The 13059-nt window shown below is 70.2% G+C and carries 11 protein-coding genes and 1 tRNA gene; 10 read left to right on the top strand and 2 right to left on the bottom strand.

Translation table 11 applies throughout. The annotated features are described in order from the left end of the window. Nucleotides 1–7: 7 nt before the first annotated feature. The 8 genes from LOS78_RS15430 (at nucleotide 8) to zapE (ending at nucleotide 8721) form a co-directional block, all read left to right on the top strand. The gene (locus LOS78_RS15430; RefSeq protein WP_230377398.1) at nucleotides 8–1780 is read left to right on the top strand and encodes a heme biosynthesis protein HemY; all 1773 of its coding nucleotides are present in this window, start codon (nucleotides 8–10) and stop codon (nucleotides 1778–1780) included. A gap of 47 nt (nucleotides 1781–1827) precedes the next feature. Then, a tRNA-Thr gene (locus LOS78_RS15425) sits at nucleotides 1828–1903 on the top strand. Nucleotides 1904–2017: 114 nt separating this feature from the next. Further along, nucleotides 2018–2347: a helix-turn-helix domain-containing protein gene (locus LOS78_RS15420; RefSeq protein WP_028713298.1), complete on the top strand. Its 330-nt coding sequence runs from the start codon at nucleotides 2018–2020 to the stop codon at nucleotides 2345–2347. A gap of 82 nt (nucleotides 2348–2429) precedes the next feature. Continuing rightward, nucleotides 2430–3929, top strand: a complete 1500-nt coding sequence (locus tag LOS78_RS15415) for a hypothetical protein (RefSeq protein WP_230377397.1) — start codon at nucleotides 2430–2432, stop codon at nucleotides 3927–3929. Then, a complete protein-coding gene (locus LOS78_RS15410) occupies nucleotides 3926–5179 on the top strand; it encodes a hypothetical protein (RefSeq protein ID WP_230377396.1) in 1254 nt (417 codons plus the stop codon). Before LOS78_RS15415 ends, LOS78_RS15410 begins: the two co-directional genes overlap by 4 nt. Before the next feature lie 167 nt (nucleotides 5180–5346). Continuing rightward, on the top strand, nucleotides 5347–6657 hold the full coding sequence (locus tag LOS78_RS15405; protein WP_230377395.1) for an MFS transporter: 1311 nt from the start codon (nucleotides 5347–5349) through the stop codon (nucleotides 6655–6657). Nucleotides 6658–6940: 283 nt separating this feature from the next. Next, a complete protein-coding gene (locus LOS78_RS15400; protein WP_230377394.1) occupies nucleotides 6941–7546 on the top strand; it encodes a DUF6778 family protein in 606 nt (201 codons plus the stop codon). A 71-nt stretch (nucleotides 7547–7617) separates the two neighbouring features. Beyond that, the gene (gene zapE / locus LOS78_RS15395; protein ID WP_230377393.1) at nucleotides 7618–8721 is read left to right on the top strand and encodes a cell division protein ZapE; all 1104 of its coding nucleotides are present in this window, start codon (nucleotides 7618–7620) and stop codon (nucleotides 8719–8721) included. Nucleotides 8722–8961: 240 nt separating this feature from the next. Here zapE and LOS78_RS15390 read toward each other — a convergent pair whose 3' ends face one another. Both LOS78_RS15390 and accD read right to left on the bottom strand, forming a co-directional pair. Continuing rightward, nucleotides 8962–10230 carry a folylpolyglutamate synthase/dihydrofolate synthase family protein gene (locus tag LOS78_RS15390; protein ID WP_230377392.1) on the bottom strand — a complete coding sequence of 423 codons (1269 nt, stop codon included), beginning with the start codon at nucleotides 10228–10230 and terminating at the stop codon, nucleotides 8962–8964. Between the two features lie 16 nt (nucleotides 10231–10246). Continuing rightward, nucleotides 10247–11179, bottom strand: coding sequence for an acetyl-CoA carboxylase, carboxyltransferase subunit beta (gene accD / locus LOS78_RS15385; RefSeq protein WP_028713304.1), 933 nt, complete (start codon nucleotides 11177–11179; stop codon nucleotides 10247–10249). Between the two features lie 112 nt (nucleotides 11180–11291). On the opposite strand from accD, the gene cls reads away from it, so the two are divergent. Continuing rightward, nucleotides 11292–12695: a cardiolipin synthase gene (cls, locus tag LOS78_RS15380; protein WP_230377391.1), complete on the top strand. Its 1404-nt coding sequence runs from the start codon at nucleotides 11292–11294 to the stop codon at nucleotides 12693–12695. A gap of 11 nt (nucleotides 12696–12706) precedes the next feature. Beyond that, nucleotides 12707–13030 carry a 4a-hydroxytetrahydrobiopterin dehydratase gene (locus tag LOS78_RS15375; RefSeq protein ID WP_028713306.1) on the top strand — a complete coding sequence of 108 codons (324 nt, stop codon included), beginning with the start codon at nucleotides 12707–12709 and terminating at the stop codon, nucleotides 13028–13030. The last annotated feature ends 29 nt before the right edge of the window (nucleotides 13031–13059 follow it).

The raw sequence follows: 13059 nt of genomic DNA, 5'->3' as shown, positions 1-13059 counted from the left end.
GCGCGCCATGCTGCTTTCGGCACTGAAAATCCTGATCTTCTTCGCCATCGTGCTGGTTCTGACGCTGGGCGCCATGCAGCTTTCGGAAACCGGCCACGGCCTGAGCATGGTCTATGGCGGCACCGAATACACGCTGGGGCCGGTGCAGCTGGTGATCGCGGCGCTGGTGGTGGTGGTGCTGGGCTGGGCCGTGGTGCGGCTGCTGGCCCTGCTTCTGGCCTTCCTGCGCTTCCTGCTGGGCGACGAGACGGCGATCAACCGCTATTTCGCCCGCTCGCGCGAGCGCAAGGGCTACGACGCCCTGTCCGAAGGCATGCTGGCCGTCGCCTCGGGCGAGGGCCGGCTGGCGCAGGACAAGGCGGCGAAGGCGGCGAAATTCCTCGACAAGCCGCATGTCACCGATCTTCTGGCGGCGCAGGCCGCCGAGGTGGCCGGCGACCGCGCCAAGGCGGCCGAGATCTATCGTCGGCTGCTTTCGGATCCGCGCACCCGCTTCGTCGGGGTGCGCGGGCTGATGCACCACAAGCTGGCCGAGGGCGACACCGCCACCGCGCTGAAGCTGGCGGAAAAGGCCTATGCGCTGAAGCCCAAGCACGGCGAGGTCCAGGACATGCTGCTGGAGCTGCAGACCCGCGAGGGCGACTGGAAGGGCGCGCGCGCGGTGCTCAAGGACAAGCGCAAGCAGGGCCAGCTGCCCAAGGACGTGCATGTCCGCCGCGATGCCGTGCTGGCGCTGAAGGAGGCGTCCGAGGTGCTGGCCGAGGGCAATTCGATCAGCGCGCGCGAGGCCGCGATCTCGGCCAACCGGGCCAGCCCGGACCTGATCCCGGCCGCGGTGCTGGCCGCGCGCAGCTACATCGCCCAGAACGATCCCCGCAACGCCGGCCGGGTGCTGCAAAAGACCTGGAGCGTGCGCCCGCATCCCGCGATCGCCGCGACCTATGCCGAGATCGTGCCGGACGAGAAGCCGGCCGCGCGGCTGCGCCGTTTCGAGGACCTGATGCGGCAGAACCCGGATCACGAGGAAACCCGGCTGCTGCGCGCCGAACTGCTGCTGGCCGCCGAGGATTTCCCCGGCGCCCGCCGCGCGCTCGGCGATCTGGCCGAGAAGCATCCGACGGTGCGCTCGCTGTCGATCCTGGCCGCCGTCGAGCGCGGCGAAGGCTCGGACGACGCGGTGGTGCGCGGCATTCTGGCGCGGGCGCTGGTCGCCAGCCGCGGCCCGCAATGGGTCTGCGACAAGTGCCACAACGTCATGGCGGACTGGTCCCCGACCTGCGACAGCTGCGGCGGCTTCGATACGCTGACCTGGCGCGAGCCGGACAGCCCGGTCTGGAGCGCGCCGGCCGCGAACGGGGCCGAGATGCTGCCGCTGCTGGTCGGGGACAGGCATGGGGCGGGGGGGGCGGTGCGGGTTCCGACGCCGCTTGCCACGGCTTCGCAGCCCGCCGGCGCGCCGTCGCCCGGCATGGTCGGTCCGCAGCCCGGGGCGCAGCCTTCCCCAGACGCCCCGCCCCCGGTCGAGATCGCCGACGTCTCGCCCGGCATGGTGCCGCGCGAATCGGATTATCGCCGGGTTTCGCCGGTCTCGGCCGGGGCGGAACCCGCGATGACCGTCACCGACCCCGAGCCCGAACCGGCAGCTGCCCAGGCCGAGGCCGCCCCGCCCGAGTCCGAGCGCCAGCCGCTGGTCGCCGCGCAGGGCGACATCCTGCCGGTGCGCCCCGATGTCGAACCGCCCGAGCCTGAGGAGGCGAAGATCGCAGGGAAAAAATACTGATCCCCCCTTTTCGGCCGCGCCGTAACCTGCTATCCGGCGCGGCATATGCCGGTGTAGCTCAGCTGGTAGAGCACGTCATTCGTAATGATGGGGTCGGGGGTTCGAGTCCCTTCACCGGCACCAGAAACCCCGGACAAGTCAATGTATTGCGTTGGCTTGTCCGGGGTTTCTGCTTTTCGGGCCGGAGACCGTCCTCAGCCTGGTCTTCCGCTTGAGCTGCATGCGCGGGACCCTCTGGTGCGGCGGGCGCTTCTGGCGATGCAGCAGAACCTGCACGCGCCGCTGCCGATCGCGCGCATTGCCCGCGATCTGGGTGTGGGGCGGCGCAAGCTCGAGCGGCATTTCAACGCCGACCTGGGCATCCCGCCGGCCGATGCCTCGATCCGCATCCGGCTGGCGCAGGCGCGCATGCTGCTGGCGCGCACCGACCGCACCGTGACCCGCATCGCCGAGGAGACCGGCTTCTGCGACGCCTCGCACCTGATCCGCGTCTTCCGCGAGACCGAGGGCAGCACGCCCGATCTCTGGCGCCAGAGCCGCGGCCTGCCGGCCGGGGAGGCGCCCTAGCCGCCCGTTGCACGGCCCTTTGCGGCAACGCCGGCGCCTCTGCCGGATAATGGCCCGGCCATTCGGATGAGGAGAGGGACAGATGCCGAACAAAGCCACAGTCAGGGGGGTGCTGGTGGACGCGACGCTCGCCCCGGTCGCCGCGGGCAAGATCGTCGCCACGCTGCAGGGCTCGGACATTTTCGACGGCGGGGTGCGGGTGGTGACGCAGAAGGTCGAGGCGACCACGAATGCGCAGGGCGAATGGGCGCTGGCGCTGATCGTGAACGGCGAGGGCGAGACGGCGGGCACGAGCTGGACCATCGAGGGCTACAACCAGTATGTGGCCAAGGTCTTCGAGGCGAAGGCGCTGTTTCTGGCCTCCGGCCTGGAGATCACCCTGGGCGACCTGGAAAAGACCAGCGCCCAGAACCTGAAGGCGGCGCGCGAGGCCGGCCTCGCCCGGCTGATCCTCGCCGCCGATTACGACAGCTACCAGGCCATGCCGGAAAACCAGAGGCGCCAGAACGATCTCGTGGTGGTGGACGGGCGCGAGTCCCCGCCGGCGATCCAGGGCACGCTGGAGCGCGCGCTTTTCGACGGGGTGACGCGCATCTGGCATGGCGGCCGGCCGGCCGCGCTGCTGGATGCCCGCGGCGTGACCCTGATCGAGGGCGCGCCGCCGGCCGTAGCGCCGGCCGTCATCCGCCAGCCGGCGATTCTGCCCGAAGGCGCCGGGATCGGCGACAGCATCGCGCTGGATCTGGGCGCGGCCGAGGCCGCGCCCCCGGCGGCGGCGAGCTGGGACCTGACCCTGAACGGCAGCTCGGTCCGCGACCGGCTCGACCCGGATCTGCGCATGGTGCTGTCCGAACCGGGCGAATATGCGCTTGCCGTCAGCTGGAGCAATGCGGCGGGAACGGCGGAGGCCGAGACGGCGTTGCTGCAGGTGGCCGAGCCGCAGGCGACCAGCATCGATTACTCGCAGGCGGCGGGCTATCTTCACCCGGGCGCGGCCTATGCCGGCACCGCCGCGGCGGTGACCGGGGTGACGAATGGCGGCAATGGCGGCTGGAACCTGGCGGCGACGGGTTCGGGCAATGCCATCGCCATGACCCCGGCCGGGATCCGGTTCGAGGACGGGCGGTCACTGCAGGCGGGCGGGCTGACCACCGGCGGCATCGACGCGGCCTTCATCGTGCTGCGCATGGTGATCGACAGCTACGGCTCGGGCGTGGCGCAGCTTTTCGCCGCCAATCCCAGCGGGGGCACCTTCGCGATTCACAACAACAACGGCACGCTGCAGGCGCGCTATCATGACGGGATGCCGCGCACCATCGCGCTTGGCCCGGTGCCCTATGGCCAGGAATTCGTGGTCGGGATCGAGATCGACAATGCCGCGCAGCGCGTCCGCGCCTATACGCCGTCGGGCGCGATGCTCTCGGAAACCCCGGCCGGCACGCCGGGGCTGAATTACGTCACCGTCCGCACCGGCCAGTATGTCCGCGGCACGCTGATGCGGGCGGCGCTGTTCGCCCGGCCGGCCGGAGGAGTCTTTGCCGCCGGCTTCGAAGAGGTGATCGCGGATTTTCGCTCGGCGTGACGGCGCCGGGGAATACCGTCGATCTGATGCTGGCCCGCGGCCAGTCGCTGGCGCTTGGCGCGAATTTCGGGCCCGATCTCGCGCCGAACGGCCAGCGGTGGCGCGAGGTGTTCGGCGGCGCCGCCAATCCCGGCGCGCTCATGCTGACCGGGCTGCGCCGCGCGGATGGCGTGGCGGTAACGCATGTCGCCAACCCGCTGCTGGCCGGCTATGATCCCGCCGTCCCTGCGGCGGGATATGGGCCGATGCTGGTGCAGGGCTCGGTTCCCGAAGGCGCGGTCCTGGCCTGCGCCATGCTGCGCGACGGGCTGGCGGGGGCGGTCGCCTTCCAGTTCCACGATGCCGGCGGCCAGTCGATCCAGAACCTGGACGACGATCCGGGCTCGGGGGTCGAGGGCGTGGTCACTCCCCATGCCAATGCCGAGCTGTGGCTGGCCGAGGCCGTGCGGGTCTTTGCCGCCGAGGGCAAGGCGATCCGGGTGCCGCGCATCTTCCTGAACCAGGGCGAGGCCGATGTTGCCCGTCCGCGCGGCTGGTGGTCGGCTGCGGCCGAGGTCACCTGCGGGCAGATGGTCGAACAGGTCCGGCGCCGGACCGGCCAGGCCGAGGCGCCGGTGCTTTTCGTCCAGCAGACCGGCGGCTACATGATGGGCGCGGCGACGAACCTGCATCATTGCAAGCTGGACCAGCTGGATTTCGTCCGCGCCAAGGGCGGCGTGCTGGTCGGGCCGCTTTACCCCTACAAGATCGACAACAGCGACGACAAGGGCGTCCACAAGCTCTGGTCCGAATATGTCCGCGCCTATGAGGTCGGGGCCTGGGCGGCAGCCGAGGTCGCGGCGGGCCGGGCCTGGAACCTGCTGCCCGGCCCCGCCACGCGGACGGGCGACCGGATCGCCATCCCCGTCTCGGTCCGCGAGGACGAGGCGCTGACCATCGCGCCCGGGCTTTATGCCGATTACGGCGGCGATCCGGAGCATCTGGGGCTTGAGGTCACGGGCGGCGGCGCCATCATTGCCGCCGGCGTCTCGGGCGGGACCATCCTGCTGGACGTCGCGGGCCCGGTCACGGCGGTGCGCTATGCCATGCAGCGCGACCCGACCGATTACCGGAGGCTGACCGATGCCGCGGGCTGCGGCTATGGCGCGCATCGCGGGCTGATCTGCAGCACGCTGATCCGGACCGTGTCCTGGGGCGGCATGGAATTCGCGCTGGAACGCTGGCTGCCAAGCTTCGAGGTCGCGCTTTAGCGGGGCCTTCGCGCGAAGGGGCCGTCCCTCGGGGCGGCCCTTTTTCGTCCGGCCTGCGGTCCGCGCTGCATCACCTTGCGCGAAACAGCCCGGCCGGGCGCGTTTTCCTGTGGACATGGCGGCGAGCGTCGCAACACTGCGCGGCAGTCCGATCAGCGGAGAAAGCCATGAACCTGACCATCGACGAGGCCCTGACCCAGGGCGGTGCGGGCCGTTTCCAGCAGCGCCTGCTGGGCATCTTTGGCCTGGTCTGGGCGGCGGACGCGATGCAGGTCATCGCCATCGGCTTCACCGCCGCCTCGATCGCGGCGAGCTTCGGGCTGACCGTGCCGCAGGCCCTGCAGACCGGGACGCTGTTCTTTCTGGGCATGTTCGCGGGGGCGACGCTGTTCGGGCGCATCGCCGACCGGGTGGGACGGCGCAACGTGCTATTCCTGACGGTGGGCTGCGACGCGGTCTTCGGGCTCGCCTCGGTCTTCGCGCCGGACATCTGGTCGCTGATGCTGCTGCGCTTCCTGACCGGCATGGCGGTCGGCGGCACGCTGCCCGTGGATTACGCCATGATGGCCGAATTCCTGCCGCCCCGGAACCGCGGCCGCTGGCTGGTCTGGCTGGAGGGGTTCTGGGCCATCGGCACCATCGCCATCGCCCTGACCGCCTGGATCGCGCATCTGGCGGGCGCGGCCGAGCCCTGGCGCTGGATCTTCGCCGTCGCCGCCCTGCCGGCGCTGATCGGCATCTGGCTGCGGCTCTGGGTGCCGGAATCGCCGATGTATCTGCTGCGCAAGGGCGACGAGGCCGGGGCGCGGGCGGTCGTCGACCGGGTGCTGACCGCGAACGGCGCCCGCGGCCTGCCGCCGGGCACCCGCCTGACCGCGCCGCCCGTCACCGCCGAGGCGCGGCTTTTCGGCCCCGAGCTGCGCAACCGCAGCCTGGGCATCTTCGCCGCCTGGTTCCTGGTCTCGCTGTCCTATTACGGCGTCTTCGTCTGGCTGCCGGCGGAACTGGCCAAGGGCGGCTTCGGCTTCGTGCGCGGCTATGGCTTCCTGGTGCTGATGGCGCTGGCGCAGCTGCCGGGCTATGCGCTGGCGGCGCATGGCGTGGAACGCTGGGGCAGGAAGCCCACCCTGCAGATCTTCCTGCTGCTCAGCGCCGGGGGCTGCTTCCTCTTCACCCTCGCCGTCAGCCCCTGGCTGGTCGCCCTCGCGCTGCTGCTGATGAGCTTTGCGCTGCTCGGCACCTGGGGGGCGCTCTATGCCTATACGCCCGAGCTTTACCCGACCGGCCTGCGCGGCACCGGCATGGGCACGGCCAGCGCGGTGGCGCGGGTGGGCGGGCTGCTGGCGCCCTCGCTCATGGGCTATGTGGTGGCGCGCGGCTTCGGGGTCGCCATCGGCGTCTTCGCGGCGCTGCTGCTGCTGGCCGCCATCGGCACGCTGTTCATCCGGGCCGAGACCCGCAACCAGTCCATCGTCTAAAACCGCGCAGCCGTCACCCGCGATGCGGCCGGACACCCTTCCGGCCAAGACCGCTTCATGCGAAGCGAATCTCTTGCGCATTGGAAATCCACGATTACTCTCGCGCCGGACCGGAAACATTCCCTCCGGTCGCGGGGCGCGGCGCAACCCGTCCCTTGCGGGAGGCGCTTTTCTGATCCAGCCGTTTTCAGAAACAAGATCATGCCAGAGGCCTTGGCGCAGTTTCCAAACCGCCGGCCACGCGGCCGGCCCGTCATTCATTTCCCGAACGAGGAGCCATCCCATGTTGAAACCCGCCCTTCTGGCGCTTGGCCTGACGCTTGGCCTTGCCGCCTGCTCGAACACCTGGGAAACCGCCTATGAACAGCTCGACCCGGCGCAGACCGCCAGCTGGCGCGTCGCCTCGGTCGATGTCGCGGTGCCCGAGACCCTGACCACCAGCGAGGAAAACAGCTACACCCCCGATTTCGACATCGTCTGGCATGGCGAGCCGGCCGGAGACCGCCGCGCCCAGGCCGCCGCCATCCTCCGCGAAGGCATCGAGAAGGGCGCTGCCGGCCTGCGCGGTAAGACCCGCGTGCGCATCGTGGCCACGCTGGGCCAGTTCCATGCCATCACCCCCGTCGTGCGCGAGAACCTGCAGAATTCCGGCGTGCACAACATCCAATACAGCGTGCAGGTCTTCGATGCCCGCACCGGCGCCGCACTGACCGAGCCGCAGCCGGTCAAGGCGGAATTCCCGGCGCTGGTCGGCACCGCCGGGGACGAGGCGGATGCCCGGGGCCTGACCCAGCGGGTGCAGATCGTGAACCAGATCGCGCTGGTGACGCAGAACTGGCTGGGTACCGGTCCCGATCCGCGCGGCAGCTTCCAGCGCCGCGGGCGCTGAACCTTAGCGAAATCGACGGAAATCTCCGGCCGGCCCTTGCGGGCCGGTCCTTTCTTTGGCAGGGGGCGGATATGGCAAGCGTATCCGAACTCTACGAGGCCCGCGTGGCGACGGGCCGGCTGGCCCCCGATGCGGCGCAGCGCGGCGTGCTGCCGGTGCTGGACCGGCTGGTGCGGGACCTGGCGGCCGCGCCCGCCGCGGCGCCGCAGAAAAAGGGCCTGCTGTCGCGGCTGCGCGGCGCCGCTTCTCCTCCGCCGGCGCCGGCGGTCCGGGGCATCTATCTCTGGGGCGGCGTGGGCCGCGGCAAGTCCATGCTGATGGACCTGGTGATGGAGGCCGCGCCGGTCGCGGCCAAGCGCCGGGTGCATTTCCACGAATTCATGCAGGAGATCCAGGCGGCGCTGGAGGGGGTGCGCAAGACCGGCCAGCAGGACGCCGTGCGCCCGGTGGCGCTGGCGGTGGCGCAGCAGGCGCGGCTGCTCTGCTTCGACGAGATGCAGATCACCGACATCGCCGATGCGATGATCGTCGGCCGGCTGTTCCAGGTGCTGTTCGAGGAGGGGGTGACCGTCGTCACCACCTCGAACCGGGTGCCAGAGGATCTTTACAAGAACGGCCTCAACCGCCAGCTGTTCCTGCCCTTCATCGCGCTGATCCGCGCGAGGCTGGAGGTGGTCGAGCTGGCCAGCGCCACCGATCACCGCCAGAACCGCGATGAGGGCGGGCAGGTCTGGTTTATCCCCGCCGACACCGCGGCGCATGACCGGATGGACGCGCTGTGGCGGCTGGAAACCGCCGGCGCGGCGGCCCCGCCGCTGTTGCTGGAGGTCAAGGGCCGCGAGGTCGAGATCCCGCAGCATGCCGGCCGCATCGGGCGGGCAAGCTTCTGGGACCTTTGCGGCAAGCCGCTGGGTCCGGCCGATTACCTGGCCATGGCCGAGGCGCTGGACCTGCTGTTCATCGACTCGATTCCGCGGCTGTCGCAGTCGAACTATAACGAGGCCAAGCGGTTCGTGACGCTGATCGACGCGCTTTACGAGGCGAAGGTGCGGCTGATCGCCAGCGCCGCGGACGAGCCCGAGCGGCTTTACGCCGAGGGCGAGGGCGCCTTCGAGTTCGAGCGCACCGCGAGTCGCCTGCGCGAGATGCGCGATGCCGGTTGGGGGCGGGCCTAGCGGCGTGATGCGCGGTCCAGGGGGCTCCGCCCCCGGCCTTCGGCCTCCCCCGGGGTATTTGGAAAACAGAGAAGATGTCGTCCGTCGTCCGGGCCTCCGGGCAGGGCGTTTTTGACCGGGCCTGTTCGCCTTGGGCGGCGCCCCGGGCAAATCCCGGCTTTCTCCGTTTTCCAAATACCCCGGGGGAGTCCCGCAGGGACGGGGGCAGAGCCCCCGACCTCCGCCGAAGGTGGCGCCGGCCTAGCCGTTCTCGCGCAGCACTTGGCCGGCGAGGTAGAGCGAGCCGCAGATCAGGATGCGCGCGCCGGGCTGGTCCGCCGCCAGGCGCCGCACCGCCGCCAGCGCATCGGGCGCGGTCGTGGCGGCGAGCCCGACCGAGGCGGCGGCGGCGGCGGTGTCCTCGGCCGGCAGGGTGTTCGGCTCGCCCGGGATCGCCACGGCGGTCAGGCTTTGCGCCGCCTCGGCCAGCGGGCGCATGTAGCCCGCGACGTCCTTGGTGTTCAGCATGCCGCAGACCAGATGCGTCGGCTTCTTCGCCATGGCCGCGAGCGTCGCCGCCACCGCCTCGCCGCCCGCCGGGTTGTGGCCGCCGTCGAGCCAGAGTTCACAGCCTTCCGCCGCCTCGACCAGCGGGCCGCGGCTCAGGTGCTGCATGCGGGCCGGCCATTCCGCCTCGGTCACGGCGGCGCGGGCCTCGATGCGGCCGAAGCCCAGTTCGCGCAGCGCGGCGATGGCGGTGCCGGCATTCACGATCTGATGCGGGCCGGGCAGGGCGGGCAGCGGCAGGTCCATCAGCCCGTGCTCGTCCTGATAGATCAGCGCGTCGCCCTCGCGCCGGCTGTCCCAGTCCTGGCGGGCGATGCGCAGCGGCGCGAAGAGCCGCTCGGCCTTCTGCTCGATCGCCTCGCGGGCGACGGCGTCCTGCGGGCCGACGATGCAGGGCACGCGGCGCTTGAGGATGCCGGCCTTTTCGCCGGCGATCTCGGCCAGCGTTTCGCCCAGATATTGCGTGTGGTCGATGCTGATCGGGGTGATGACGGTCAGCAGCGGGTCGTCGATCACATTGGTCGCGTCCAGCCGGCCGCCGAGGCCGACCTCCAGCAGCGTGTAATCCGCCGGGCTGCGCGAGAAGGCGAGGAAGGCCGCCGCCGTGGTGATCTCGAAGAAGGTGATCGGCGCGCCGGCATTCGCGGCCTCGCATTCCTCCAGCGCGGCGGCCAGGTCCGCCTCGGGGATCAGCTCGCCCGCCAGGCGGATGCGTTCGTGGAACTGCGCCAGATGCGGCGAGGTATAGGCATGGACCCGCAGGCCCGCCGATTCCAGCCCGGCGCGGATCATCGCCTGGGTCGAGCCCTTGCCATTGGTGCCGGCGATGTGGATCGCCGGCGGGATGCGGCGTTCCGGGTGGCCGAGCGCGGCCAGGATGCGGTGCATCCGGTCCAGCGACAGGTCGATGACCTTGGGATGCAGCTGCATCAGCCGCGCGAGAATGGCGTCGGAGGAGGTCATCGCGATGTCGTCCGGCTCAGGCGGAGGCGCTGTCGGCGGCGGCTTCGGCGCGCGGCGGGGCGATGTTGCCAGGCGCGGGCAGATCGCCCACCACCGGCGCGGGCAAGCCGCCCAGCATGCGCAGGATCGAGATCAGTTCCTCGCGCAGCTTCTTGCGATGCGTCACCCGGTCCAGCATGCCGTGTTCCAGCAGGTATTCGGCGCGCTGGAAGCCCTCGGGCAGCTTTTCGCGGATGGTCTGTTCGATCACCCGCGGGCCGGCGAAGCAGATCAGCGCGTTCGGCTCGGAAATCTGGATGTCGCCCAGCATGGCATAGCTGGCGGTGACGCCGCCGGTCGTCGGATGGGTCAGCACGACGATATAGGGCAGCCGCGCCTCTTTCAGCATCTCGACGGCGACGGTGGTGCGCGGCATCTGCATCAGCGACAGGATGCCTTCCTGCATGCGAGCCCCGCCGGCGGCCGAGAACAGCACCAGCGGCCGCTTCAGCTTCACCGCGCGCTCGGCCGCGGCGATGATGGCGTTGCCGACATACATGCCCATCGAGCCGCCCATGAAGGAAAAGTCCTGCGCGGCGGCGACGATGGGGGTGCGGCCCATTTCGCCCTCGGCGACCAGCATCGCCTCTTTCTCGCCGGTGGATTTCTGCGCCGCCTTCATGCGGTCGGGGTATTTCTTCTGGTCGCGGAAGCCCAGCGGGTCGGCGACCGGCTCGGGCACCTTCACCTCGTTGAAGACGCCGCCGTCGAACAGCGCCGCAAAGCGCAGCCGGGGCGAGATCGCCAGGTGATGGTCGCAATTCGTGCAGACGTTCAGGTTGTCCGACAGTTCGCGGTGGAACAGCATGGTCCCGCATTCCGGGCATTTGGTCCACAGGTTCTCGGGCACCTCGCGGCGCGAGAACAGCGAATTGATGCGCGGACGGACATAATTGGTGATCCAGTTCATCGGCGGGCCCCTGCGCTCTGTTCAGGGGCTCAGATATGCAAAGCGGTGCCGAATTGCAATTCCGCGCTGTCCGGGCTTTCATGGCGGCATGTGGACCGAAGCCCTTGTGTTCATGCATTACGCAGCCGCGCTGGCCGTTTCGGTGCGCGTGCTGCTGCGTCCGCGACTGGAGCCGACGGTCCGGCTGTCATGGATCCTGGTGATCGAACTGGTGCCGCTGGTCGGCATCCTGGCCTATGTGCTGTTCGGCGAGATCCGCATGCGCGGCGCCGAGGTCGAGACCATGGCCAATGTGCGCTCGCACCTGTCGGGCCTGTGGCAGCCCAGCCCCGAAGAGCTGAAGGTCCTGCCCGATTTCGCCGCCCCCGTGATCAAGGCGAATCACGCCACGACCGGCTTTGCCGCCGTCGCCGGCAACCGCGCCGCGCTGCTGCCCGAGGACGACAGCGCCATCGCCGCGCTGGTCGAGGCCATCGACGGCGCGACCGAGCATGTGCACATGCTGTTCTATATCTGGCTGGACGACCCTTCGGGCCGCGCGGTGGCCGAGGCGGCGATCCGCGCCGCCGGGCGCGGCGTCAAGGTGCGGGCGATCATCGACGCCTTCGGCTCGCGCGCCTTCGGCCGTTCGGAATCCTGGGCGCGGATGAAGGCGGCGGGGGTGGAATGCGTCGAGGCGCTGCCGCTGAGCATCCCGGTGATCGGCGGCCTCTTCCAGCGCATGGACCTGCGCAACCACCGCAAGATCGTGGTGATCGACCATGTGCTGGGCTTTACCGGCAGCCGCAACTGCTCGGACCGGGCCTTCGCCATCAAGCCGCGCTACGCGCCCTGGATCGACGTGTTCCTGGCCATAGAGGGGCCGGTGGTGCGGCAGATGCAGGCGGTCTTCCTGCAGGACTGGATGAGCTATACCGGCGAGGACCTGGGCGAGATGCTGCGCATGACCCGCCCGGTCACCGCGCCGGGCGAGGTGGCGCAGGTCGTCGCCACCGGCCCGGACGAACGGCAGGGCTCGCTGTCGGACTGCATGGCGACGATGATCCATGCGGCGCGCGAGCGGCTGGTGATCACCACGCCCTATTACGTGCCCGACGCCTCGCTCGATTCGGCGATCCGCACGGCGGCGCGGCGCGGCGTGGACGTGACGGTGATCCTGCCCGAGCGCAACGATTCGCTGGTGGTGCAGGCCACCTCCGAGGGGTTCTATTACGGGCTGGTCTCGGCCGGGGTGAAGCTTATGCTGTTCCGGGACGGGCTTCTGCATTCCAAGATCATCAGCGTCGACGGGCGCATGGCGATGCTGGGCAGCGCCAACATGGACCGCCGCAGCTTCGAGCTGAATTACGAGATGAACATGCTGTTCCTGGGCGGCGACGTCACCGAACGGCTGGACGAGCGCCAGCAGAGCTATGTCGAGCGCGCCCGCCCGCTGAGGCTGGATGAGATCCGCGGCTGGTCGGTCTGGCGGCGGCTGCGCAACAATCTTCTGGCGCTGGCGGCGCCGATCCTGTGACGGAGGAGACGATGACCGGACTGGACAAGGAAAAGATCGTGGACGGTGCGCCGGCGCTGGCCGGGGACGAGTTGCGCGCGGCCTTGGCCGGCCTGCCGGAATGGCGGCTGGCCGAGGACGGCAAGGCGATCCGCCGCGAATGGCGCTTCAAGAGCTTCAAGCGTGCCGCGCAGCTGGCCAACCTGGCCGCCTGGCAGGCCGAGGCGGCCAATCACCATCCCGACATCGCCTTCGGCTGGGGCTTCGCCAGCGTCACCTATTCCACCCATTCGGCGGGCGGCGTGACGCGGAACGACCTGATCATGGCCGCGCGGCTGGACGCGGCGGCGGGCTGACGGCCGCGCCGCCGGCCTCGCGGGCCAGA

Origin of the sequence: Paracoccus sp. MA, assembly GCF_020990385.1 — a bacterium.
Classification (GTDB): Bacteria; Pseudomonadota; Alphaproteobacteria; order Rhodobacterales; family Rhodobacteraceae; genus Paracoccus.
The sequence above is the reverse complement of the archived record's forward strand: the minus strand, read 5'-3'. Positions and strand labels throughout refer to the sequence as shown.